The following is a 24,254-nucleotide window of genomic DNA, read 5'->3' as shown; positions in this document are numbered from 1 at the left end:
TGCTGGCGCGGGTTTCGACTTCTCCTAACTTCCCTAACTTAAATTCTCTAACTTTTAGTAGAAGCGCCGCGCCTCGGTGGACAACCACCACGCGGCGCGAAAAGCGGCAGCAACAGCCGGGCTTTCCAACACGGAGGGCCAGGCCATGATCGTCGCGCTGCTCAACCAGAAAGGCGGCGTTGGCAAGACCACGCTCGCCACCCACATCGCCGGCGAGCTGGCGATGCGCGGGCAGTCAGTCATCCTGCTGGATGCCGACCCGCAAGGCTCCGCGCTGGACTGGACCCAGCGCCGCAGCCAGCAAGGTTTGCCACGGCTGTTCAGCGCCGTGGGTCTCGCACGCGAAACGCTGCATCAGGAAGCGCCAGAACTCGCCAAGCGGGCCGATCATGTTGTCATTGATGGGCCACCCAGGATTGCGGCCTTGGCGCGCTCTGCGCTATTGGCGGCCGAGCGCGTGCTGATCCCGGTGCAGCCCAGTCCCTACGACCTGTGGGCTTCTGCTGAGATGGTGGCGCTGATCCGCGAGGCGCAGGTATTCAGGCCTGCGCTGCGCGCGGCCTTCGTCATCAACCGGCGCGTCAGTACCACCGTCATCGGACGCGAAGCACGCGGCGCGCTGGCCGAGCAGCCGCTTCCTGCGCTGCGCGCGGAAGTACATCAACGCATCGTGTTCGCCGACAGCGCGGCCGCTGGCCGGCTGGCGCGCGAGACGGCGCCGGACAGCGCCGCCGCGCGCGAAATCACTGCGCTGGTCGATGAACTGCTGCGGTGGCCGTCATGAGCAGTCCCGCCAGCAAACGCACGGCAAAGCGAGTCGGCATCGGCGCACGTCCGCCCGCGAATCCGCACGCCGAGGCGTGGATTCGCCAAGGCAGCGCCGATGACCTCCAGAAGGGCGACCTCTACACGGCTCGCCTGACCCTCGACATCACGCCCGCCATGCGCTCGCGCATCAAGGTGTCGGCCTTCACGCAGGGCGTGACGGTGGCCGACCTGCTGCGCGCGCTGCTGGAGCGTGAATTCCCGGAGAACAGATCATGACTGCATCCGCTTTGCCTGCTGCTGACGCGGCCACGGCGGCACCATCGCTGCCACACGCGGCACGGCCTACCTCAACGCCGCTGACGCGCGTTTCGCTAGTCTTCCTGGAGCACCGATTCGAGCTCTATCTGCGCTTTGGCGAACCGGCGCGCACGCTGCGGCTCGACCGCTGGCGCAGCGTCGCCGTGTTCATGCCGAACGCCGTGTTCTGCCGCATTCGCTGGCAGTCCAACGACTACGGCACGATCCGGTGGCAACTCATGGTGATGCAGGCTTGCACGCCGCTGGACGCGGCGCAGCGCATTCCCGGCGTGCAGCCGGGCGCGCGCCTGCTGCTGCACGCCGAGGGCGAGAACGCGGTGCGCGCCGTGCTGGAGCGCATCGACGCCATCGAGGCGCTGGGCATCGCGCCTGCCGTCGCTTCGCCTGCGTACTGGCGCACGCTCGCCAACCGGCTTGCGGCGCGCTTGCCGTTGCCTGAATACGATGCCGAGCGGCACACCGCCTGGCTGGCCGGGAGGGCGTTGCCATGACGACCATTTCCACTCATGGCACCGCGCCGCGTCCTCGCTCCCGCCTGCGCACTCGCTTCGTGCTGACGGGCCTGTCTGCCTGCGGTCTCGCTGCGCTGGCCTGGGCATCCTTCGTGCATCCGCAGCCGCGCCTGACCTACAACCCGTCCGACAGCGTGGCGGTCGGCTGGTATCGCGTCGATCCGCTCGACCGCCGCGCCAGCTCGCCGCCACGTCCGTTGTCCGTGGGCAGCATCGTGCTGGTGCCGCTGCCCGCCGAGGCAGCCGCGCTGGCTGCGCAGCGCGGCTACCTGCCGACGCGCGTGCCGCTGCTCAAGCGCGTAGGGGCGATGGCACCGCAGGAAGTGTGCATTACAGGGGGCAGCGTCCGCATCGACGGCGTGCCTTCGGCCGCCGTGCTGCCTGCCGACCGCTGGGGCCGGCCGCTGCCATCCTGGCAGCAGTGCCGCCGCCTTCGGCCTGGCGAGCTGTTCCTGCTCAGCATCACCAATCCGGCGTCGTTCGACAGCCGGTATTTCGGGCCGGTCAGCGCAACCGCCGTGACCGGCGTGGCGCGCCCGGTCTGGCTGGAGTCTCGCCCATGATGGCCGCCGATTCGCTGCGCATCATCGTGCTATCAGGCGTGCTGCTCCGGCTGCTCTCGCCGTGTCGTCGCGCGTGCAGTGCGTGTGCATTCGCACAGCACTTCGCGCTGTCTCCGGCGCGGCCATCCAACGTGCAGGCGTCTTGCCCCGAACGCGGCTGGCCTGCGGCCATTGCCGTGTTCGCCGGGGTGCTGGCTGCTGGTGCAGCAGCGCCACCCGGCCGCCGATGCCGGGAGCGGATGCGGGAGGCAAAGGCGGAAGGCAAGACAAAAGGGCGCGGCACTGGGCCGCGTCGAAAGCCAGTCTGCACGTGGGGATGGCGCGGCACGCAGCGGCTTTGCCGCCGTGCCGCGTGCGGCGCGAAGGTCGCGCCAATGCAGGCATGTCCGCGTGCTTCACACGCCCGGATATGCCGGAGCTTGCAGGAGCGGCAGCCATGACTGACCGCCGCGACGCTGATTTCCGCGTGCGTCCTGGCGCCCTGAAGAACCGAAGCACAGGACAGGGCCAGAGGTTCGTCTCCAAGCTGCTCAAGCAGGCTAGCAAAGCCAGCGGCGGCAAGTTCGCGGTACGCCGTCCAGCCGCTGGCGGGAGCGGCCAGCACGTCGGTCAGCGGCCCGGCTCACGGCTTGGACGCGGCCATACGGCGGCGCGCTTCGTAGGCGCAAAGCTGACCCCTTTGTCACGGCGCGTGACCATCAAAACGCTGCTGGTCAACCAACGTAACGCCAGCCCGCAATCGCTTGCCAAGCACCTGCGCTACATCGAGCGCGACGGTGCCGGCCGGGACGGCGAGCCGGGCCGTGCCTACGGGCCGCAGAACGACGAAGCCGACCTCGATGCTTTCAAGGAACGCTGCCATGACGACAGGCATCATTTCCGCTTCATCGTCTCGCCGGAAGAGGGTGCGGAGCTGGACGACCTACGTACCTACACCCGGCACCTGATGAACCGGATGGAGGCTGACCTGGGCACCCGACTGGATTGGGTGGCGGTGGATCACTGGAACACCGACAACCCGCATACCCATCTGATCGTGCGCGGGCGCGACGACACTTGTAAAGACCTCATCATCGCGGGCGACTACATCGCGCATGGCTTCCGTCATCGGGCCGCAGAGCTGGCGACGGAATGGCTGGGGCCGCGCACCCAACTGGAAATCCAGCAGACCTTAGCGCGCGAGGTAGAACAAGAGCGATGGACCAGCCTCGACCGCACGCTTCAACGGGGGGCGGGCGAGGGCGGCTGGGTGCAGGCCGAACGCTTCAACGAACCGACGCTGCAGCGCCAGCGCCTGCTGCTGATCGGCCGTTTGCAACGCTTGCGGCGGTTCGGCCTGGCCGACGAAACGCAGCCCGGCACCTGGGTCGTCCATGCTGATGCTGAGAAGACCTTGCGCGCCTTGGGTGAGCGTGGCGACATCATCCGTACCATGCAGCGGGCCATGAGCGGCCAGCCGCGAGAGCTGGCGGTGTTCGAGCCGGGCGACGATGGCCGCAGCATCACGGGACGCGTAGCCGCCAAGGGGCTGGCCGACGAGCTGCACGACCGTGGCTATCTGGTCATCGACGGCGTGGACGGCAAGGCACACTACGTCGCGCTCAACGCCCGCGACGAACTGGCGAACTATCCCACCGGAGCCGTGGTGGAGGTACGCGGTTCCGCCGAGGTGCGGGCAGCAGACAAGAACATCGCCGCGTTGGCCAGCGATGGCCTGTACCGCACCGATCATCACCTTGCGATCGAGCAAGGGCGAGCCAAGCCCGGCCGTGATCCGCAGGAAATCGTCGCCGCCCATGTCCGAAGGCTGGAAGCCCTGCGCCGGGCCGGCATCGTGGAGCGCGTGGCCGAAGGGCTATGGAAAGTGCCGGACGACCTGGCCGAGCGTGGGCGCCAGTACGATGCGCAGCGGCTGGGCGGCGTGGCCGTGGAACTGAAATCTCACCTACCGATCGAGCGGCAGGCCCGCATAATCGGCGCGACCTGGCTCGACCAACAACTGATCGTCGGCGGCCGGGAATTGGGCGACCTGGGCTTTGGTGGCGATGCCAAGCGAGCCTTGCAGCAGCGCGCCGACTTCCTCGAAGAACAGGGGCTGGCCCAGCGGCGCGGACGGCGGGTGATTCTTGCCCGGAATCTGCTGGAAACGCTGCGCAATCGGGAGCTGGCGCAGGCAGCGAAGGACATTGCCGCCGAGACCGGCCTGGAGCACCGCCCAACGATGGATCGGCAGCGCGTCGCCGGCATCTACCGACGCTCCGTCATGCTGGCGAGCGGGCGCTATGCGATGCTTGATGACGGCAAGGGTTTCAGCCTGGTGCCATGGCGGCCCGTGATTGAGCTGCGACTAGGACAGCAGCTCGCCGCCACGGTTCGTGGCGGTGGCGTGTCGTGGGATTTCGGGCGACAAAGAGGGCCTACGATCGGTTGAAGACAACCACCAATGAAGGACTGTCAGGCTTTGTGGGACGCCAGATAGTCAACGAATGCTTTAAGTTTCGGAAGTACAGTGCGTCGGCTTGGATAGTAGAGCGACAAGCCAGGAAACATTTCCGAGAAGTCGCTTAAAACAACTTCCAACGTGCCCGCATGAATATTGCGAGACACGATCGAGCGCGGAAGCCGAAATAGCCCCACGCCTTGCTCTGCGGCATGTACGCATGCAGCCACATCATCCAATATGAGCGGGCCACCGATCGGAATGGAGATTCGCTCCGCCCCAACTTTGAATGACCACTCGGCGATGGCAATTCCAGCAAGGCGGAAGGTGATGCAAGGAAAGTCTCGAATATCGGCTGGTTTTGTTGGATAGCCGTAACGTGCAAGTAATGATGGAGAGCCGACTACGACTTGCGGTTCCTCTGGGGTTAGCGGCAGTGCCACCATATCTGCTTGGACAAAAGACCTGGGCCGAACACCAGCGTCACAGCCCTCGCCGATGATGTCCACCAGCCGGTCATCGCCAACAAATTCTAGCTGCAATCCTGGATTCGTTCGTAGGAAGCCGGCTACGAAGCGTTCAGTGAGCATAGCAACACTCGGCTTTGGAACATTGATGCGCAGAAGACCTGTGATCGTCTCTCCTAGACTGCGAGCTGCTTCGATCCCTTGAAGCACCTGTTGTGCAGCAGGCTTTACCTGCAATAACAACCGCTCGCCGGCCTCGGTGAGCCCGACGCTTCGGGTCGTGCGGGCGACCAAAGCCACTCCAATGCGTGCCTCAAACGTGCGGATCGCTTGGCTGACCGCTGACGGAGTAATTCCTAGGCGTCTTGCGGCAGCACGAAAGCCACGCTCCTCCGCAACTGCGAGGAACACGATCACTCCATCAAGATCGCCTCGTTCTATTGTGTAGCTCATCTACACAGTATGAACAGTCTAAAGTGGATTCTCAAGCACCATCTAATCAGAGAGTATGGAGTTCTCTTCTCTTTGGTAGGAATCGCAGAAATGAGCATATCCGCGCAACACTCCCGTGCCTTCGGCATCGACAGTACCACCGGCATTGCTGGGCTCGCCGTCCGTTCAGTCACTGTGCCCACGCCAGGTGATGGTGAGGTTCTCGTGCGTGTGCGTGCATCTTCGCTTAACTATCGGGACATCATGATCCTGGAGGGCAACTACGTTCCCATTCCTAGTGGTCGTATTCCGCTTTCTGACGGTGCAGGCGAGATCGCCGCCGTGGGCGCCGGAGTCACGCGGTTCCAAGTAGGCGACCGGGTTACCAATACCTTCTTCCCTGAATGGATTGATGGTGCGTACACCGGGCAGTATTCGCATTATTCGGTCAACGTTGATGGTTGGCTTGCAGACTACCGAACCGTCCCGGCCGAAGCACTGGTGTCGATTCCGGACATCTTAGGCTTCGATGAGGCCGCAACCCTGCCTTGCGCAGGTGTCACTGCGTGGTCCGCCATCAAAGGGGTGAAAGCCGGTGACACGATCGTTACGCAAGGAACCGGGGGTGTGTCGCTGTTCGCCCTCCAACTGGCGAAGGCGATAGGTGCGACTGTGATCGCCACCACGTCCAACGATGAGAAAGCCAAGAAACTCCGCGCATTGGGCGCCGATGAAACGATCAATTACAAAGAACAGCCCAATTGGTCGGAACAAGTGCGTGATTTGACTGGTGGAAATGGCGCCACTCGAATCGTCGAGGTTGGTGGCCCGGGGACATTTGAGCAATCGGTCAAAGCCATTGCAGTGAGTGGCCAAGTCTCAATGGTGGGGATGCTTGCCGGCTCGCAAGGTTCTGTGGAGTTCATGTCGATGTTCATGAGTCAGGCGCGTTATCAGCCCATCGCGCTCGGCAGTCGGCAGGATCTTGAGGACTTGATTCAGTTTATCACTGCTTCAGGCATCCGACCCGTGATTGATAGTCGCTTTGCTTTTGAAGATGCCAAGCTCGCCTATGAGAAATTGATTTCCCGCAATGTTTTTGGAAAGGTCGTCATCAGCGACTAAGCGCCTGTCTCTACATAATTAATCTTATTAGCGATTAGGGCTGCTCATTACTGCGTATGCGCTATTTATTCGAATGGAGAATTTTCAACACCCGGAGCTCGATACCTAGCTCAGAAGGTCGGCGACTTGCTCGCCGCTTACCAGTGTCCATGCTCGCTGCGTGCGGTGAGTTGGAAGTATTGGAGGGGGAGACACCTGAAGGTATTGTCCTCGTGTCTTTCCCAACGATGCAAGATGCCAAGTCTTGGTACTACAGCGAGGAGTATCAAGCAGCGTTGAGTGGTGCAAGATACTTGACCTTCTTGGTGGAAGGTTTGCCTGTTAATCGCCAATTTTCTGGCGGTACCGTGAGTTCGCAGCAGATGCTGTGCACGCAGGTCAGGGATCACGCAACAATACATGTGGGGCGATGAATACGGCTGTGGCATTCGAGCTTTGATTTATCCTTCCGATTGTCTAGATCGGTAGGTCTTGGTTCAAACTTGGTTTTGTAGTATTTCTAACCATCCTGCTACGGTGCGTATCTGGCACTCTGAGAAATCTTCTGCAAGCAGGGTGTTCAGGGTTTTCAATTCACGCTTCGCCAGTCGATAGGCAGCATGTCCATTGGATGTCAAATGCAAGTGAATGGGGCGGCCATCTCCTTCCTACCGCCTGCGATTGAGAAATCCAGTCTCTTCCAGACTGTTGACCATCCCGCTCATCGCTGGCGCTCCGATACCGAGTGCTCCAGCCACATCTCCAATAAGCGCCCCGTTTTGGCGGGCTAGGTAGAACACAGCGCCCATTTGCGCATAGGTCAGAGAAGGTCGACTTGGATTATTTGTGCGACTTCAACCACGCCGACACATCCGTCCACAATGTTGTCTCATTGCGACGCCGGAAGAAAACCATATGGCCGATTGCGGTGCCAGCTTCAGACGGTGAAAACTGGCGACGCTCTACATTGGAGTGAGTCAGCTGTCCCACCAATAGGTCGATGCCTGGCGGCGTTTCCCACGGGTCGTCATCAAAGCCTACCGCAAGCAGAGGCGCAGTAACGCGCGCAAATCGCGCACAAGTAACCATGGTTGGGTCATCGAAGAAGTACCTCCGCATTGAGGTCCAAGTGCTCCAGTCGCTCATAACCCCACTTGGTAAATCTTCGCCAAGCTATTTCGAAAATGTTCACGGATAGATTGAAATGGAACTTCGACATCTGCGTTGCTTCATCGCCGTTGCGGAAGAACTCCATTTCGCCCGTGCGGCAGAAAGGCTGCACATTGAGCAATCACCACTCTCTCGCACCATCAAGGAATTGGAAGAAGACCTGGGGGAGCAGCTATTCATCCGGACTAGCCGAAGCACGCGTCTGACACGGGCAGGCAAGCTATTCCTTGAGCACGTGCCACGCGTGTTCACTGCGTTGCAGCAAGCGCGCGACAGTGTGACAGCGGCATCCAATGGCTTTCACGGCCAACTGAGAATCGCGCTGTCCGATGGCATCACGCCCTCGCGCCTGCCTGCCTTGCTCGCACTCTGCCGCCAGGAAGAACCCGAAGTCGACATTCGCCTCTTCCAAGTGCCTTTGTCGCAACAAATCAAAGGACTCCAAGATGATCTGTACGACGTGGGCTTCGCGCAGTCGGACGAAGTAGGCGAGGGCATCGCGGCAGAGGCGGTGTGGAGCGATCCGCTGATGGTGGCCGTCCCCGCAAGGCACCATCTTCTGAAGTTCAAGCGTATCCCGCTGCACGACCTGCTGCAGTTCCCATTGGTGTTATGCGACCCGCAGGCGTGCGAAGGCCACGCCCGCCAAGTAGAGCGGGTCCTTCGTCGTTCTGAACGTGAACCCCTGATCGTCGAGCGTGTCGCCTCGTTCGAGTTGATGATGGTGGTGGTGTCGGCAGGCTTCGCCTTGGGCTTGGCCGGTGCGCCGCACATCGCAGCAAGCCGGGAGCTTGGCGTGGTAGCCCGGCCCTTGGCTGGGCGCTCCCCGATGCTGACGACATACCTGTTGCGGCGCGAGGGCGAGGTTCCCGAGGTGCTGTCCCGATTCATCGAGCGGGTGCAGGCCATAGATTTGCCAGAAGGCACGAGGCCCGCGCTACCAGCTGAACCTGATGCACAGGAGGAAATCGAGCTATGAAGCAGATGATGCCTTTACTTCTGATCGTGGTGCTAACGGCCTGCAGCCCGTCGGAGACGCCTAGGCAGTCCAACGTGCCGACCGTGAAAGAACTCGCCGCCGATCCGGCACGCTTGAAGGAACTGCGCCAGCAATGCAAAATTGATCGCGCAACGCTTGGCGACCTGTTGTGCAACCGGGTTGCTGAAGCCGCGCGAAAACGGTTCTATGGCGATGGAACGACACCCTATACGCCATACGAGACACCGCCGAAGTTCTAATTACTGAACTTCCCAAGAATTGCAGCCCTTCTTAGTCAACACGCCGCAGCGCGCTCGCGCCTGCGGCGTTTTTACTGGTTTCTTTGCAGCGTGAAACGATGCTTTTTGCATCACATTGCCTGCGATAACGGTCTTTGACCGGCACTGATCCGGCACTGATCCTCACCCCATGCGGCACGTTGCTGTGCCGCTTTTGAATGAGGAATCAGGGCAGGGGAAACGGAGGCCTGTCAATGCAAGCTCAGGGCGTACTGTTCGGCCAGATCGCCGCCGTATTCGGCATCGTGATCGCCGGTGTGTGGAGTGCAACTCAATGGACAGCCGCCGCCCTGGGCTACCAACTACGCCTTGGCTCGCCCTGGTTCGACTTCTTTGGCACCCCGGTCTATCACCCTTGGCGATTGTTCGAGTGGTGGTTCTTCTTTGATGCCTATGCGCCACACGTCTTCGACATCGGCGGGGCCATTGCGGGTGGTAGCGGTCTTGCGGCTGTGGTGGTCGCCATCGCCATGTCCGTGTGGCGCTCGCGGCAAGCGCGCCTTGTCACCACCTACGGTTCCGCTCGCTGGGCCGATGCGGATGACATTCGCAAGGCCGGCCTGACCCAGCCGGCCGGCGTTTTCCTCGGCCTGCATCGCGGGCAGTACCTGCGGCACGAAGGCCCAGAACACGTCCTGACCTTCGCGCCCACTCGCAGCGGCAAAGGCGTGGGGCTGGTGGTACCCACTTTGTTGAGCTGGCCCGCGTCCGTCGTCGTTCACGACATCAAAGGCGAGAACTGGACACTCACCGCCGGCTGGCGTTCGCGGTTTAGTCATTGCCTGCTGTTCAACCCGACCGATGCGAAGTCGGCGGCCTATAACCCGTTGCTGGAAGTGCGGCGCGGCGCGCATGAAGTGCGTGACGTGCAGAACGTAGCCGATATTCTGGTCGATCCCGACGGCGCGCTCGAACGTCGCAACCATTGGGAAAAGACCTCGCACGCGTTGCTGGTCGGCGCGATCCTGCATGTGCTCTACGCAGGCGAAGACAAGACGCTGCGCGGCGTCGCCAACTTCCTCAGTGACCCGGCTTGCCCGTTCGAGCTGACGCTGCACCGGATGATGACGACGAAGCACCTTAGCGATGCGCCGCACCCGGTCGTCGCATCGGCTGCCCGCGAAGTGCTGAACAAGTCGGACAACGAGCGATCGGGCGTGCTCTCCACCGCCATGTCGTTTCTCGGTCTGTACCGCGACCCGACAGTGGCCGAAGTCACGTCGCGCTGCGATTGGCGCATCGCCGACCTGATTTCCGCCGAGCACCCGGTATCGCTCTATTTGGTGGTGCCGCCCTCCGATATAAGCCGCACCAAGCCGCTGATCCGGCTCATCTTGAACCAGATCGGGCGGCGGCTAACCGAATCGCTCGACGGCAGCGATGGCATCGCGCGCCGGCACAAGCTGCTGCTGATGCTGGACGAGTTTCCGGCGCTGGGTCGGCTCGACTTCTTCGAGTCGGCGCTTGCCTTCATGGCCGGCTACGGCATCCGCAGCTTCCTCATCGCACAGTCGCTCAACCAGATCGACAAGGCGTATGGGCAGAACCATTCCATCCTCGATAACTGCCACGTTCGCGTGACGTTCGCCACCAACGACGAACGCACGGCGAAAAGGATTTCCGAAACGCTCGGCACCGCGACCGAGCTGCGCGCCCAGCGCAACTATGCGGGCCACCGGCTCGCGCCGTGGCTGGGGCACCTGATGGTGTCGCGGCAGGAAACCGCGCGCCCGCTCCTGACGCCGGGCGAGGTGATGCAACTCCCACCCGATGACTCCGTGGTGATGGTGTCCAGCGTCGCGCCGATCAAGGCCAAGAAGCTGCGCTACTACACCGACGCCAATTTCAAGCGCCGCGTACTACCGCCGCCCCCGCTAGCGGCCGAGCAGTACGCCGACGTGCCGCCAGAAAGGCCCGACGACTGGAGCGGACTGGCGATCCCGGCCGTGCCCGCCGCGCCGGCCTCGGCATCCGCCGACGACCTGAGTGGCTCGGATGACGGCGGCCCGCGCTGCCAGCCCGAGCTATCCGAAGGCACCGAATACAGCCCCGAACCGCTGTCCGTAGGCAGCGACCTGGGGCTGCTCGATGACGACGACGACCTGCCGCTGCCGCTTCCCGGCCAGCTCGACCCGGCCATGCAGCGCACGGCCCGGCTGGCTTCTCTTGACCCTAACGACGGAATCGAACTATGAGCCAATACCGCCTCAATCTGTTCATCCAGCACGAGCACGCCAAGCGCCTCGACGAACTGGCCGCCAAGAAGGGCGTGTCCAAGTCGTCCATCGTCGCGGCGGCGCTGGCGTCCTGGCTGTCGCCGGACGCGGCCGACCAGCGCGAGGCGGCGACCGCCAAGCGACTGGATCGCTTGTCGCGGCAGGCCGAGCGTCTGGAACGTGACCAGAACATCCAGATCGAGACGCTGGCGCTGTTCATCCGCTACTTCCTCACCGTTAGCACACCGGTTCCCGAGGCCCACCAAGACGCGGCCCGTGCGCAGGGCAAGGCGCGCTTCGAGCAGTTCCTCGAACAGCTTGGGCGCCACCTGCTGCGTGGCCGGAGCCTGGTGCGCGATGTGGTGGAAGAACTGCATCCCGACCCGATGCGAATGGATGACGCGGCGGCGCAGGCCGAAGCCAAGGAACGCGCTGCGGAGCGTGACTCATGAGCGCCGTTCCGCAGATCCCACCCGAGCCCCGCTCATCCGCAGCGGCATCCCAGGATCGCCGCATCCAGATGCTGCGCACAGCGATGGGGCCGCTGATCGCTGCCGCGCTGGAAGACCCGGACGTGGTGGAAGTCATGCTCAACCCCGATCGCACCTTATGGGTGGATCGGTTGTCGTCGGGTCGCTCGTCGCTGGGCGTGGAACTGCCCGAGGCTGATGGTGAACGCATCATCCGCCTGGTTGCCGCGCATGTCGGCGCGGAGGTGCATCGCGGCCAGCCGCTCTTGACCGCCGAACTGCCGGAAACCGGCGAGCGCTTCGAGGGCATTCTGCCACCGGCCGCCTCGGGGCCAGCCTTCGCGCTGCGCAAGCGGGCCGTGAGCATCATCGGCCTGGATCGCTACGTCAGCGACGGCATCCTGACCGCAGAGCAGGCGGACTTCCTGCGCCGCGCCGTGCGCGAACGCCAGAACATCCTGATCGCGGGCGCGACCAGCAGCGGCAAGACCACGCTAGCGAACGCGCTACTGGCCGAGATCGCCGCCACGGGCGACCGCGTGCTGGTGCTCGAAGACACCATCGAGTTGCAATGTGCCGCCCGCGACCAAGTGCCGCTACGCACCCGCGCCGGCGTCGTGTCGATGACTGAGCTGGTGCGCGCCACGATGCGCCTGCGGCCCGACCGCGTGATCGTCGGCGAAGTGCGTGGCGGCGAAGCCCTCGACCTCATCAAAGTGTGGGGCACCGGCCATCCCGGCGGTATCGCCACGATCCATGCCGGTTCTGCGCTGGGCGCGCTGCTGCGCCTGGAACAACTGATTCTCGAAGTGGCCGTGAAACCGCCCCGTGCGCTGATCGCCGAGGCGGTCAACGTCGTCATCCACATCGCCGGACGCGGCCGCAAGCGCCGCGTCGGAAGCATTGCCCGTGTCGTCGCCTTCGACGGCGCCGGCTATCGCCTGGCGGACGCGCTGGAAACGCCGTTTCCGGACCTGCCGGAGGTTCCTCTTGCAGCCGATGCCGCTACGCCTTTCCCGTCCCCTGACCAACCTGGAGAACTGCCATGACGCAGATGCACGCTCACGCTTTCCGCTTTTCCGTAAATCCGTTTCCCCACCTGTCCAGCCTGGCACGACTGCGCAGCCTGGCCCGCCCTGCGGGGGAAGGGCTGCTGCTGACCGCACTGCTGCTGTTCCTGGCCGGAACGGCGCAGGCCGCCGGCTCCTCGATGCCGTGGGAAGGCCCGTTGCAATCCATTCTGGAGTCGATCCAGGGGCCGGTGGCGCGCATCGTCGCGGTCATCATCATCATCGCCACGGGCCTCGCGCTGGCCTTCGGCGACACGTCGGGGGGCTTTCGCAAGCTGATCCAGATCGTGTTCGGCCTGTCCATCGCGTTCGCGGCTTCGAGCTTCTTCCTGTCGTTCTTCAGCTTCTCCGGCGGGGCCGTCGTATGAGCAGGCCGGACAACTTCGCGGCCGGCTTTGAAGTGCCGCTGCATCGTTCGCTGACCGAACCGCTCTTGATGGGCGGCGCACCGCGCACCGTGGCGATTGCCAACGGCACGCTGGCAGCCGCCGTCGGGCTGGGCCTGCAACTTTGGATTCTTGGCGTGGTGCTCTGGATCGTCGGCCATTCGCTGGCGGTGTGGGGAGCGCGCGTCGATCCGCAGTTCATGCAGGTCTTCGCTCGGCACATCAAGCACAAGCCGCTGCTGGACGTGTAGGGGGACGCCGCCATGCTGAACCTTGCAGAATACCGCCAGCGGCCCGCCTTGCTGGCCGACTGGCTGCCCTGGGCCGGGCTGATCGCGCCAGGCGTGGTGCTGAACAAGGATGGTTCGTTTCAGCGCACGGCGCGCTTTCGCGGGCCGGATCTGGACAGCGCCACGCAAGGCGAGCTGATCGCCACCACGGCGCGGCTCAACAACGCGCTGCGCCGGCTGGGTTCGGGCTGGGCGCTGTTCATCGAGGCCGAGCGCCGACCGGCCGCAGACTATCCGCACTCGGAGTTTCCCGAACCACTGTCGTGGCTCGTGGACGAGGAACGCCGCGCAGCCTTCGAGGAATCGGGCAACCACTTCGAGAGCGCCTATCACCTGACGCTGGCTTACCTACCGCCGGAGGAGTCCCGCGCGCGCGCCGCCAAGCTGCTCTACGAGCACGCGCCCGGCGATGGCGTGGACTGGCGCGGGCGGCTCGATGCCTTCGTCGCGGAAACGGATCGCGTGTTCGACCTGATCGATGGCGTGATGCCGGAAATCGCCTGGCTGGATGACGCGCAGACTCTGACCTACCTGCACGCCACAGTTTCGACGCGGCGCTACCGTGTGGGCGTGCCCGAGGTGCCTTTCCACCTCGACGCGCTGCTGGCCGATTCCGCCCTGGTCGGCGGCCTCGCGCCGATGCTGGGCGACCAGCACCTGCGCGTGGTGTCGATACGGGGCTTCCCGACCTCGACCTGGCCGGGCCTGCTGGACGACCTCAACCGCCTGGGCTTTGCCTATCGCTGGAGTACCCGGTTCCTCTGCCTCGACAAAGCGGAGGCGGAAAAAGAGCTGGGCCGCCTGCGCCGCCAATGGTTTGCAAAACGGAAGAACGTCATCGCGTTGCTGCGCGAAACGATCTTCCAGCAGGAATCGCCGCTGGTGGACACGGATGCCAGCAACAAGGCGGCCGACGCGGACGCAGCCTTGCAGGAGCTTGGCAGCGATCAAGTCGCCTTCGGCTACCTCACCGCCACGGTGACGGTGCTCGATGCCGACCCGGCCGTGGCCGACGAGAAGCTGCGCATGGTGGAACGCGTGATTCAAGGCCGGGGCTTCGTGACCATCCCTGAAACACTCAATGCAGTCGATGCTTGGTTGTCGTCCATTCCCGGCAACGCCTATGCCAACGTGCGCCAGCCCATCGTCTCGACGCTGAACTTGGCGCACATGATGCCAGTCTCGGCGGTGTGGGCAGGCCCCGAGCGCAACAAGCATCTGGACGGCCCGCCGCTGATCGTCACGCGCACCGATGGCGCGACGCCATTCCGGCTGGTGACGCACATCGGCGACGTGGGGCACACGATGATCGTCGGCCCTACGGGCATGGGCAAGTCGGTCTTGGTCGCCATGATGGCCATGCAGTTCCGCCGTTATCCCGGCTCGCGCGTCTTTATCTTTGACGTGGGGCGGTCCATACGCGCTGCTACTTTGGGCCTGGGTGGCGAGCACTACGACCTCAGTGCGGATGGTGAGATCGCCTTTCAACCTCTCGCCCGCATCGACCGAGAGGGCCACCGCACTTGGGCCGCCGAATGGATCGAAGGGCGCTTGCTGCACGAAGGTGTGACCGTCGGCCCAGACGAGAAGGCTGCCATCTGGTCGGCGCTCGGCAGTCTGGCCGGTGCGCCCGTGGAGCAGCGCACGCTGACCGGTCTGTCCGTTTTGCTGCAATCAAACGTGCTGCGCCAGGCGCTCGCTCCCTATGTCCTCGGCGGCGCTCACGGCAAGTTGCTGGATGCAGACCACGACCGGCTGGGTAGCGCGGATGTGCAGTGCTTCGAGATGGAAGAACTCATGCACAGCAAGGCCGCCGTGCTGGCCGTTCTGAACTATCTCTTTGCCCGCCTGGAAGAACGATTCGACGGCTCGCCAACGATGCTATTTCTCGGGGAGGCATGGGTCTTTCTGGACGATCCCATATTCGCGGCCCGGCTTCGGCAGTGGCTCAAGACCTTGCGAAAAAAGCAGGTTTCCGTCGTTTTCGATACGCAGTCGCTCGCAGACGTCAAAGAGTCATCCATCGCACCGGCGGTCATCGAAAGCTGCGCGAGCAGGATTTTCTTACCTAACCCGCAGGCCACCGAGCCGCAGATTCGCACGATCTACGAGGCCTTCGGCCTCAACAGCCGGCAAATCGAAATCGTCGCCACTGCGCAGCCCAAGCGCGACTACTACTACCAATCGCGCCTCGGCAACCGCGTGTTCGACCTCGACTTGGGGCCGGCCGCGCTCGCCTTTGCCGGCGCATCCGCACCGCAAGACCAGCGCGACATCGACGGTGTGCTGACGCAGGCCGGCGCTCCCGGCTTTGGCGGTGCGTGGCTGCGCCATCGCGGCCTCGATTGGGCCGCCGACCTGCTGCCGTCCTCGCCGGCGGCGGCTTCTTTCCTTTCCCAACCACGACAGGAGAACCTGCCATGAAGACCCATGTGCTTTCCGTTTCGCTCGCCGCCGCGCTGGCCGGCTCGCTGATGTTCGCCCAGCCGGCGGCGGCACTCACCTTCGTTGATCCCGTCAACTTGGTGCAGAACACGCTGACCGCTATCCGCACGCTGGAGCAGATCAACAACCAGATCAACCAGCTCCAGAACGAAGCACAGATGTTGATGAATCAGGCTCGCAATCTTGCCAGCTTGCCATCCAGCGTCGTAGGTCAGTTGCGCGCCAATCTGGCGACGACCCAGCGCCTCATGGAGCAAGGCCGGGGCTTGGCCTACGAGGTAACGAACCTTGATCGGGAGTTTGCGCGTCTGTATCCCGAGCAGTACGCCGCAACCGTCAGCGGTGACCAGATGTATCGCGACGCGCAACAGCGTTGGAAAAATACGCTCAACGGCTTACAGACAACCATGCAGATGCAGGCGCAGGTGTCGCAGAACCTGAGCGATGACGAAAGTGTTCTTGCGGACTTAGTCAGTAAGAGCCAGTCGTCTCAGGGTGCGCTGCAGGCGATGCAGGCGTCGAACCAGTTGTTGGCTTTGCAGGCAAAGCAGTCGATCCAGTCGCAACGACTCCAGATCACTCAAGATCGCGCGGCTGCGCTGGAGCTTGCAAGACAAGCCGCAGCCACCGAGCGTGCCCGCGAAGTGCGACGCCGCTTCCTCGGCACTGGCACGCCATACACGCCGCAGTCCGTCAACTTCTACACCAACTGACCGGAGTCGGCCATGCGATGCGCTTCCGTCGTGCTGGCCGTGCTGCTGACCGCTTGCGGCCAGCAGCCGCCAGAGAACCTGGCCGATGCCCTGACCGCAGATCCCGCGCGACTCAAGGCATTGCGCGGGCAATGCGCGGCCGACCGGCAGTCCGTGGGTTATGACGCCTGCCGCGCCGCCGCCGAAGCCTTTCGGCGGCGCTTTTTCGCCGGCCATACCGGGCCGGACGAATACAGCTCGCTGGCTGAACTCCCGCCGATTCCGCCGAGCTTCGATACGCCCGCAGATGAATTGCCAGAGGGCGCCGTTCCGCTCACCCCACCTGAGGATTCGCCATGAACGACGTGACCATCATCGACCGGTTCCTCGATACGTTCTCGCGCTACATCGACTCGGGTTTCGGTTTACTGCAAGGCGAAGTGGCGTTTCTCACCGCTACGCTCATCGTCATCGACATGACGATCGCAGGTCTGTATTGGGCCATGAGCCACGCCACCGGCCAGGGTGAGGACGTGATCGCCAAGCTGCTGCGCAAGGTGCTCTACGTCGGCGCGTTCGCTTACATCATCGGCAACTTCAACTGGCTGGCGAGCATCGTGTTCCGTTCGTTCGCTGGCTTGGGGATCACCGCCACTGGATCGGCTATCACGATGGAGAACTTTCTTCAGCCGGGCCGCCTGGCGAAGACCGGCATCGACGCTGCCGCGCCGATTCTGGAACAGATCGGGGACATGGCTGGGTTCCCCGAGGTGTTCGTGAACATCGACCCCATCGTGGTGCTGTTCATCGCCTGGCTGGTGGTGATCCTCTGCTTCTTCGTGCTGGCAGTACAGCTTTTCATCACGCTGATCGAGTTCAAACTGACCACGCTCGCCGGCTTCGTCTTGATCCCCTTCGCGCTCTGGAACAAGACCTCGTTCCTCGCGGAAAAGGTGCTAGGCAACGTGGTGTCGTCAGGCATCAAGGTGTTGGTGCTGGCCGTCATCGTCGGCATCGGTTCCGGCCTGTTCGCCGAGTTCCAGGTGCATCCGGACGAGCCATCCATCGACCACGCGCTGGTCGTGATGCTGGCCTCGCTCGCCTTGCTCGCGCTGGGCATCTTCGGACCCGGCATCGCCACGGGCCTCATGTCCGGTGCGCCGCAACTCGGCGCGGGCGCGATGGCCGGCGCGGCGGTTGGTGCTGTCGGCACGGGCGTTGCCATCGGTGCCGCCGCGACTGGCGTGGGCGGTGCCGTCATGGCCGGGGCACGCATGGCCCCGGCCGCCGCCAAGCTGGCCAGCAGTGGCGCACGCGCCGCCACGTCGGCGGCCAGCAGCGCCAAGTCCGCATTCCAGGCCGGTTCCGCCGCTGCGGGCGGCGGGGCCAAGGGCGCGGCGGCTGGCCTCGGCAATGTCGCCAAGACCGGCGCGCAGGCAGCAGGCCGCCGCGCCGCGTCCGGCGCTTCCGCCGCCGGGCAGAAGGTGGCCGATTCCTTCCGGGCTGGCTGGAACGGCACCGATGCCGGCGCCGGCGCTGCCGGTTCCGGCCAGGCCGCTGCGGCCGAAGGCGCGGACGGCGCCGCCAGCGCGCCCAAGCAAGAGCAACCCGCCTGGGCCAAACGGATGCACCGTCGCCAGCAAATCACCCATGCCGCGACCACCGCCGCCCACACGCTGCGCGGTGGCGACGGCGGCGGCTCGGGGCAAGGCCCGAGCCTGCGCGATTCCGATACGTGACCACCAAGGAGAACCCTATGCGATTCAAGCGACCGCAGGTGCGCTATGCCGATACGCCGCAACCTGCCACCCCGTATCAATCCGCCGCCCAGGTGTGGGACGACCGTATCGGCTCGGCCCGCGTGCAGGCGAAGAACTGGCGGCTAATGGCCTTCGGCTGCCTGGTGCTTGCGCTGCTGATGGCCGGCGGCCTGGTTTGGCGTTCCGCGCAGTCCATCGTGACGCCTTACGTCATCGAGGTCGATCAGGCCGGACAGGTACGCGCTGTGGGCGAAGCCGCCACGCCGTATCGGCCCGCCGATGCGCAGATCGCGCACCACCTGGCGCGCTTCGTCGGCCTGGTGCGCTCACTGTCTGTCGATCCCATCGTTGTGCGGCAGAACTGGCTGGATGCCTACGACTACACCACCGACAAGGGCGCGGCCGTGCTCAACGACTACGCCCGCACCAATGACCCGTTCGCGCGCATCGGCAAGGAGTCGGTGACGGTACAGATCACCAGCGTGGTTCGCGCCAGCGACACGTCTTTCAACGTGCGCTGGACGGAACGCCGCTATGTCAATGGCGCGGCCGCCGGGCTGGAACGGTGGACGGCCGTGGTGTCCATCGTCCTGCAAACCCCGCGCACTGAAGAACGCCTGCGCCGCAATCCCTTGGGCATCTACGTCAATGGCCTGGCGTGGAGCCGCGAACTGGATTCTTCCGAAGGAGCCAAGCCATGAATGCACTTTTCAGTAAATCCGTTTTGCCGTTGATCCTGCTGGCCCTGGCGGGCTGCGCCTCGCAGGGCAAACCGCCGCCGACCATTTCGCTCGATGAGCCGGTGCAGGCGCAACCGCTGCCCGAGCCGCCCAAGCCGGTCGAAGTCGTGGCCGTGCCCGAGCCACTGGCGCTGCCGGCACAATTGAAGCCGCTGCCGGAACTCGACGAGGCCCCTGTTGTGCCGGAGCCGGCCGACGAAAAGGTGCGCGTTTCGCGCGCCAATGCCGAGGCGCGCATCGCGCCGACCCGCGAGGGCTACGTCAATGCGATTCAGGTGTGGCCTTTCACCGACGGCGCTCTCTACCAAGTCTATGCCGCGCCGGGGCGCGTCACCGTAGTTTCGCTCCAGCCAGGCGAGGAGCTTGTCACTGTCGCCGCCGGCGATACCGTGCGCTGGATCGTCGGCGACACGTCCAGCGGTAGCGGCGCCGACCTGCGCGTGAACGTGCTGGTCAAGCCGATCCGCTCGGCCCTGAAAACCAATCTGGTCATCACCACCAGCCGCCGGACGTACCTGCTGGAGCTGACCTCGACGGAAAAGGCGTGGATGGCGTCGGTGTCCTGGGACTATCCGAAAGACCGGATGCTGGCCTTGCAGCGCCAGGCGCAGGCGGCCAGCGCCGCCGCGCCGGTCGATGCCGGCCTGTCGCTGGAGAAAATTCGCTTCCGCTACGCGGTGTCGGGCAGCAACCCGCCGTGGAAGCCGCTGCGTGCCTTCGATGACGGCGAGAAGGTCTATATCCAATTCCCTCCGGGTATCGCCCAAGGCGAGCTGCCACCGCTGTTCGTCATTGGCGCGCAGGGCGACGGGCAACTGGTGAACCACCGTTTCCGCTCGCCGTACTACATCGTGGATCGGCTGTTCGGCGCGGCCGAACTGCGCCTGGGTGGCGATGGTGGTGACGTCGTACGCATCGAGCGCACCGATGCCGTGGCGCGGAGGAACTGACCATGAGCCAGGACGACACTCCCGACCTCGCCACGCCACTGGCGGGCAAGGTCGCGCCCGAGGCGGTGGCGCTGCGCGCACAGCCGCGCCCGGTCACGCGCTTGAACCGGCGCACGCTGGCCATGCTCGCCGGCACCCTGTCGGTCGCCGTGCTCGGCGCGCTGATGTGGTCGCTGCAACCGCAGCGGCGCGGTGCCACGGAGCAGACCGAGCTTTACAACGTCGATCGCGTCTCCAAGTCGGAAGGGCTCGACGCGCTGCCGGCGGACTATTCCAAGCTGCCGCCCCCTTTGCCGGCATCCGTGCCGGAGCTGGGGCCGCCGCTGCCGGGCGATCTTGGCCCGGCCATCGTGAAGTCGCAGCAACCGGTGACGGCCGCCTATGCGGCCCCCGGCCATGATCCCAACGACGCGCTGCGCAAGGAGGCAGAAGCGGCAGCGGCCTCGACGGTGTTCTTCCGCTCGGGTTCGCAGAAGGCCACGCCGGTGGCGCAGACACAGGTGACTGCCGCGCCGGGCTTCACCGCCAATGCGGCGTTCGACCCGCTGGCGCCTGGCCCGGCCTCGACGGCGGCCCAGCCTGCCGACCCGACCGCCGTGCAGAACCGGCAAGACCAGAAAGAGGCGTTCCTGAAAGGCGGTTCCACAGAAACCCGTAATTCCGGCAACCTGACGCTGCCAACCTCGCCGTATCAGGTCATGGCCGGAACCGTGGTCGCAGGCGCCTTGATGACGGGCATCAAGTCGGACTTGCCCGGCGACGTGATCGCCACGGTGACGGAGCCGGTCTATGACACAGCCACCGGGCGCTTCCTGCTGATTCCGCAGGGTTCGCGCATCCTGGGCAAATACAACAGCCAGGTCAGCTACGGGCAGAGCCGCGTTCAAGTCGTCTGGAACCGGATCATCCTGCCGGACACGTCTTCGCTCACGCTCGACAACCTAGCCGGCACCGACCCGGCCGGCTATGCCGGGCTGGAGGACGATGTGGACTATCACTGGAGCCGCATCTTTGCCGGTGCGGCACTGACCACGCTGCTGGGCGTCGGTGCCGAGCTGGCAGCGCCGGAGAACCGGCAGGATGGTGATCGCGTCATCATCGCTGGGCGCGACAGCGCGCAGGACAGCATCAATCAGGTCGGCCAGGAGATGACCCGGCGCAACCTCAACATCCAGCCGACCTTGACGCAACGGCCGGGCCTGCCGGTTCGCATCATCGTCAACCGGGATCTGGTGCTGCGGCCGTACCAGCCGCTGTTCTTCAATCGGGGGACTTCACAATGAGCACGGCTAAGAAGCTACGGCTCGGCCCGTTGCCAAAGACCGAGAACGTCAAGCTCACCTTTGCTTGCCCGGCCAGCCTGAAAGCCAACCTTGATCTCTATGCCGAGCAGTACGCGCAGACGTACGACGAAGTAGTCGATCCTGCGATGCTAATCCCGCACATGCTCGAAGCCTTCATGGCTGGCGATCGAGGGTTTAGGGGGCTGAACGTCAAGCGAAGGGCTCTTATCGCACCTGCCAAGCCGCCGTCCGGCTCTGCCGACTCGTCAGGGTAACTCCCCAGCTAACCACGTGTGTCCTGAAATGGAGCGGGGTTGTGATGTGCTGTCGTCCCCTTGCCCCAAAACCACTTGTGCTATTAAATTCAATGCCGTACAATTGTACGGTAAACCGGTATTTAACCGTACTAACGGAGAATTGTACATGGGACGGACTGAACGGCTGGAACTGCGCTTGGACGAGGAGCTGCTGCAGCGCGTTGACGAATGGATGGATCGAACAGGTCAAGCCAGCTCTCGTTCAGACGCAGTTCGCCAACTCGTAGGCCTCGGGCTAAATACCGCAACGGGTAATAGCATCCAGCTGACCGCGGGCGACAAGCTGAACTTCATGCTGTTGCGCGACCTCGTGAAGCACCTGAAGGTGCCTACTGAGACTGACGTTAATTTCGTCGCAGAGTCGATCTATGGGGGGCACTATTGGGCGCCAACCTGGGACATGCAGGGGCTCTTTCACAACCACGCCGACCGTCCTGCCGATGTCACCCTCGTCGTCAACGTACTGGACACGTGGGACTTCATCGAGGGGCGGTTGGAAAAACTCCCTGCTAAGGATGTGGAGAAAGTCAAGGCGTCCAACCATGGATATTTGCCGAAGTTTGCCGGCTTCGACGGCAATAACGAGAGCGGGCTGATGAGCATCGCACGATTCCTTGTGGAGAAGATGGGGCGGTTCTCCCGCTTCAAGGGGCGCGACTTCAACTCCCATGCTCCAACAGCAGCGAGGTATGGCCGCATGGCTGCAGCGTTCGAACCCATCCGGGCGACTCTCGGATTCGGGCAAGACTTGAGCGCCGACCAGATCATCGAGATTCTGAGTGCCGAGCGCTGAGATAGAGGAATATTCGTTGCAGTTGATCTAAAACTGAGCGGGAGGAAGCGTGCTCCAAATCGCTACTGGGAAGCTGTTCACTAGACCCGCAGGCAGGGAAAACCTCTTGCGCGGGATGCTCTATACGAATGCAATTCTCGCTAGGGAGAATGCTGTCGAAACAGCCGCGGGACGACTGTCGCCGTCATCGAGCTATTCGATACGTCCCACTGTCCTGGTTTATGAGTTGACTGAGCGCATGGAAGGCGAGGAGCAGGGGCCGGGTGTGCTCGTTTCCTCTACTGTCGATCCCTACCTCCAGGACTATTCAGTTGTGGTGTCCTTTGCGTTGAACTGTGTTTGTACGCCCGACGTTGATCTGGCCAGAAGACTAACGACTGGACAGCGCGGATTGGCAACGATGGTCGCTCCGCAAACGCTTGTCCGCCGGTTCTTCGATAGAGAGATCTGGTGCCAAGCAGATGATTTGAAGTTTCTGGAAGCGTTTGTCGAGAAGCTCATCGGACTGCCGCGGCGCACCTTTCTAGGTGTTATGCGCGCGCTTCGGACCTACATCAACGGAATGCATCGCATTGCTGATGATTTGGAACTGGCCTATACATTGCTCGTTGCATCCGTAGAGTCGCTCGCCCAGGACTTTGACGGCCATGAGAGCGACTGGGATTCATTTGACGAGCGCAAGCGCAAAGCGGTCGATGAGGCATTGTCTGGGGCAGACGAAGTGATTGCGCAACGTGTCAGGGAGGCTCTCCTCAGGGTTGAACACGTCGCGCTAGCGCGTCGCTTCCGAGAGTTCGCATTAGCCCATACCACGCCCGCGTACTTTCGTCAGGCCTCCAGTACTGCCAGCGATCTACTGCTGGGCAGATCGGATCTTGCAGAGGCGCTTGGTACGGCTTACCAATCGCGATCCAAATATGTGCATCAACTTCGACGGCTGCCGGATACCGTGACATTGGGGCACGGCCACGGCGAGACTGCGATCGAAGATCGGACCACACATCTGACGCTTCAAGGCCTTTCGCGTTTGATGCGTAGTGTCATCATTGAATTCGTCATGCGTCAGCCTGCCGTGCAGTATGAGCCTTACAACTACCGCCTGGAGCGAAGCGGTGTTGTTCAAGTGCGCATGGCTCCGCAGTACTGGGTCGGCCGTGCTGAAGGTGACATTACGAAAGCTGGTCGTGACAAGCTAGAAGGTTTTTTGCAGCAGCTTGCATCTTGGCTTCTCAGAGAGCCTGATGCAGTCGTGACAGATTTGAGGCCGGTGTTGGCTGCTGCGCGCGAGATTGTTCCCCGATTGGAGAAACGCCTCAGACTGCCGTACTTGGCTTTGCATGCGTTGTTCAATATGCATGTGGCGAGACAGGATTTGGCTCCGATGCCTCCGGCAATCGATAAGTTGATGCAAGAGGAGCTTGGAGAATCTTCCTCGGAAGCTCTGATTGCTCATGCGCTATCTGGACAAACCGTACCCTGGTCGCTGGAAGACCATCGAGCAGCGCTGAATACCTACTTGCGTCGGCGCGCCGCTGCAAATGGTCTGAGGCTCCCTCGGCTGTTCGAGGCTGCACTTGCCTTGGAGTTGGCCGAGCGACTTCGGGGCGTCGGCGACATGGAAGGATGTCGCGAAATTGTGGCGCTAGCTGTGGAGAACCACCCTGGACACACTGGGCTGTTGGAGGCCGAGGCGAATATGCTGCCTGCTGTTCCGATCAGTTGGCGCGACATCATGCTGCCGGCCGCTGAGCAGCCGCAACAGCAAAGTGCCTAGCACTGGCCACTATTGA

General features: G+C 63.3%; 26 protein-coding genes. 24 read left to right on the top strand and 2 right to left on the bottom strand.

The window, feature by feature from the left end; genetic code table 11:
- The first annotated feature begins 145 nt into the window (after positions 1-145).
- From parA to RZV17_RS11070, 5 genes are all read left to right on the top strand, one after another.
- Positions 146-784: a ParA family partition ATPase gene (gene parA, locus RZV17_RS11090; RefSeq protein WP_355603376.1), complete on the top strand. Its 639-nt coding sequence runs from the start codon at positions 146-148 to the stop codon at positions 782-784.
- A complete protein-coding gene (locus RZV17_RS11085; protein WP_355603373.1) occupies positions 781-1,044 on the top strand; it encodes a chromosome partitioning protein ParB in 264 nt (87 codons plus the stop codon). The genes parA and RZV17_RS11085 overlap by 4 nt, the downstream gene beginning before the upstream one ends.
- Positions 1,041-1,577, top strand: a complete 537-nt coding sequence (locus RZV17_RS11080) for a DUF2840 domain-containing protein (protein WP_355603370.1) — start codon at positions 1,041-1,043, stop codon at positions 1,575-1,577. The genes RZV17_RS11085 and RZV17_RS11080 overlap by 4 nt, the downstream gene beginning before the upstream one ends.
- Positions 1,574-2,161, top strand: coding sequence for a S26 family signal peptidase (locus RZV17_RS11075; RefSeq protein WP_355603367.1), 588 nt, complete (start codon positions 1,574-1,576; stop codon positions 2,159-2,161). The genes RZV17_RS11080 and RZV17_RS11075 overlap by 4 nt, the downstream gene beginning before the upstream one ends.
- Before the next feature lie 436 nt (positions 2,162-2,597).
- Complete coding sequence (locus RZV17_RS11070; RefSeq protein ID WP_355603364.1) at positions 2,598-4,592, top strand: relaxase/mobilization nuclease and DUF3363 domain-containing protein; 1,995 nt, start codon at positions 2,598-2,600, stop codon at positions 4,590-4,592.
- Positions 4,593-4,615: 23 nt separating this feature from the next.
- Here the strand turns inward: RZV17_RS11070 and RZV17_RS11065 are convergent, their stop codons facing one another.
- Positions 4,616-5,521 carry a LysR family transcriptional regulator gene (locus RZV17_RS11065; protein WP_277569161.1) on the bottom strand — a complete coding sequence of 302 codons (906 nt, stop codon included), beginning with the start codon at positions 5,519-5,521 and terminating at the stop codon, positions 4,616-4,618.
- 90 nt (positions 5,522-5,611) lie between these two features.
- On the opposite strand from RZV17_RS11065, the gene RZV17_RS11060 reads away from it, so the two are divergent.
- Both RZV17_RS11060 and RZV17_RS11055 read left to right on the top strand, forming a co-directional pair.
- Positions 5,612-6,625, top strand: a complete 1,014-nt coding sequence (locus tag RZV17_RS11060; RefSeq protein ID WP_355603359.1) for an NAD(P)-dependent alcohol dehydrogenase — start codon at positions 5,612-5,614, stop codon at positions 6,623-6,625.
- A 56-nt stretch (positions 6,626-6,681) separates the two neighbouring features.
- The gene (locus tag RZV17_RS11055; protein ID WP_355603356.1) at positions 6,682-7,038 is read left to right on the top strand and encodes a DUF1330 domain-containing protein; all 357 of its coding nucleotides are present in this window, start codon (positions 6,682-6,684) and stop codon (positions 7,036-7,038) included.
- 234 nt (positions 7,039-7,272) lie between these two features.
- Here the strand turns inward: RZV17_RS11055 and RZV17_RS11050 are convergent, their stop codons facing one another.
- On the bottom strand, positions 7,273-7,413 hold the full coding sequence (locus RZV17_RS11050; protein ID WP_355603353.1) for a MarR family winged helix-turn-helix transcriptional regulator: 141 nt from the start codon (positions 7,411-7,413) through the stop codon (positions 7,273-7,275).
- Between the two features lie 395 nt (positions 7,414-7,808).
- Here RZV17_RS11050 and RZV17_RS11045 point away from each other — a divergent pair, with 395 nt between their 5' ends.
- From RZV17_RS11045 to RZV17_RS10965, 17 genes are all read left to right on the top strand, one after another.
- Positions 7,809-8,753 (top strand): LysR substrate-binding domain-containing protein, encoded by a 945-nt coding sequence (locus RZV17_RS11045; protein ID WP_355603350.1) that lies wholly within the window; start codon positions 7,809-7,811, stop codon positions 8,751-8,753.
- Positions 8,750-9,013, top strand: a complete 264-nt coding sequence (locus RZV17_RS11040) for an EexN family lipoprotein (RefSeq protein ID WP_355603347.1) — start codon at positions 8,750-8,752, stop codon at positions 9,011-9,013. Before RZV17_RS11045 ends, RZV17_RS11040 begins: the two co-directional genes overlap by 4 nt.
- Positions 9,014-9,246: 233 nt before the next feature.
- Entirely contained in the window at positions 9,247-11,247 is a 2,001-nt protein-coding gene (locus RZV17_RS11035; protein WP_355603344.1) for a conjugal transfer protein TraG, read from the top strand.
- Positions 11,244-11,720, top strand: a complete 477-nt coding sequence (locus RZV17_RS11030; RefSeq protein ID WP_218503183.1) for a ribbon-helix-helix protein, CopG family — start codon at positions 11,244-11,246, stop codon at positions 11,718-11,720. The genes RZV17_RS11035 and RZV17_RS11030 overlap by 4 nt, the downstream gene beginning before the upstream one ends.
- The gene (gene trbB / locus RZV17_RS11025; protein WP_218503182.1) at positions 11,717-12,787 is read left to right on the top strand and encodes a P-type conjugative transfer ATPase TrbB; all 1,071 of its coding nucleotides are present in this window, start codon (positions 11,717-11,719) and stop codon (positions 12,785-12,787) included. Before RZV17_RS11030 ends, trbB begins: the two co-directional genes overlap by 4 nt.
- Positions 12,784-13,176, top strand: coding sequence for a TrbC/VirB2 family protein (locus RZV17_RS11020; RefSeq protein ID WP_218503181.1), 393 nt, complete (start codon positions 12,784-12,786; stop codon positions 13,174-13,176). The genes trbB and RZV17_RS11020 overlap by 4 nt, the downstream gene beginning before the upstream one ends.
- Positions 13,173-13,445, top strand: coding sequence for a VirB3 family type IV secretion system protein (locus RZV17_RS11015; RefSeq protein ID WP_218503180.1), 273 nt, complete (start codon positions 13,173-13,175; stop codon positions 13,443-13,445). Before RZV17_RS11020 ends, RZV17_RS11015 begins: the two co-directional genes overlap by 4 nt.
- Before the next feature lie 12 nt (positions 13,446-13,457).
- Complete coding sequence (gene trbE / locus RZV17_RS11010) at positions 13,458-15,908, top strand: conjugal transfer protein TrbE (protein WP_218503179.1); 2,451 nt, start codon at positions 13,458-13,460, stop codon at positions 15,906-15,908.
- Positions 15,909-15,958: 50 nt separating this feature from the next.
- Positions 15,959-16,642 carry a P-type conjugative transfer protein TrbJ gene (gene trbJ, locus RZV17_RS11005; RefSeq protein ID WP_355609322.1) on the top strand — a complete coding sequence of 228 codons (684 nt, stop codon included), beginning with the start codon at positions 15,959-15,961 and terminating at the stop codon, positions 16,640-16,642.
- Between the two features lie 12 nt (positions 16,643-16,654).
- The gene (locus RZV17_RS11000; protein ID WP_218503177.1) at positions 16,655-16,981 is read left to right on the top strand and encodes a hypothetical protein; all 327 of its coding nucleotides are present in this window, start codon (positions 16,655-16,657) and stop codon (positions 16,979-16,981) included.
- Positions 16,978-18,360, top strand: a complete 1,383-nt coding sequence (gene trbL, locus RZV17_RS10995) for a P-type conjugative transfer protein TrbL (protein WP_355603337.1) — start codon at positions 16,978-16,980, stop codon at positions 18,358-18,360. Before RZV17_RS11000 ends, trbL begins: the two co-directional genes overlap by 4 nt.
- A 17-nt stretch (positions 18,361-18,377) precedes the next feature.
- Positions 18,378-19,082 carry a conjugal transfer protein TrbF gene (gene trbF / locus RZV17_RS10990; protein WP_054440884.1) on the top strand — a complete coding sequence of 235 codons (705 nt, stop codon included), beginning with the start codon at positions 18,378-18,380 and terminating at the stop codon, positions 19,080-19,082.
- Complete coding sequence (trbG, locus tag RZV17_RS10985) at positions 19,079-20,071, top strand: P-type conjugative transfer protein TrbG (RefSeq protein ID WP_355609319.1); 993 nt, start codon at positions 19,079-19,081, stop codon at positions 20,069-20,071. The genes trbF and trbG overlap by 4 nt, the downstream gene beginning before the upstream one ends.
- Positions 20,072-20,073: 2 nt before the next feature.
- A complete protein-coding gene (locus RZV17_RS10980; protein WP_355603332.1) occupies positions 20,074-21,354 on the top strand; it encodes a TrbI/VirB10 family protein in 1,281 nt (426 codons plus the stop codon).
- A complete protein-coding gene (locus RZV17_RS10975; RefSeq protein WP_355603329.1) occupies positions 21,351-21,629 on the top strand; it encodes a DUF2274 domain-containing protein in 279 nt (92 codons plus the stop codon). The genes RZV17_RS10980 and RZV17_RS10975 overlap by 4 nt, the downstream gene beginning before the upstream one ends.
- A 148-nt stretch (positions 21,630-21,777) precedes the next feature.
- Positions 21,778-22,464 carry a YfbU family protein gene (locus RZV17_RS10970; protein ID WP_355603326.1) on the top strand — a complete coding sequence of 229 codons (687 nt, stop codon included), beginning with the start codon at positions 21,778-21,780 and terminating at the stop codon, positions 22,462-22,464.
- Between the two features lie 106 nt (positions 22,465-22,570).
- Positions 22,571-24,238, top strand: coding sequence for a hypothetical protein (locus tag RZV17_RS10965; protein ID WP_355603323.1), 1,668 nt, complete (start codon positions 22,571-22,573; stop codon positions 24,236-24,238).
- Positions 24,239-24,254: the final 16 nt, after the last annotated feature.

Origin of the sequence: Xanthomonas cannabis (assembly GCF_040616535.1) — a bacterium.
Lineage (GTDB): Bacteria > Pseudomonadota > Gammaproteobacteria > Xanthomonadales > Xanthomonadaceae > Xanthomonas > Xanthomonas cannabis.
This window is presented reverse-complemented; position numbering and strand designations above follow the sequence as displayed.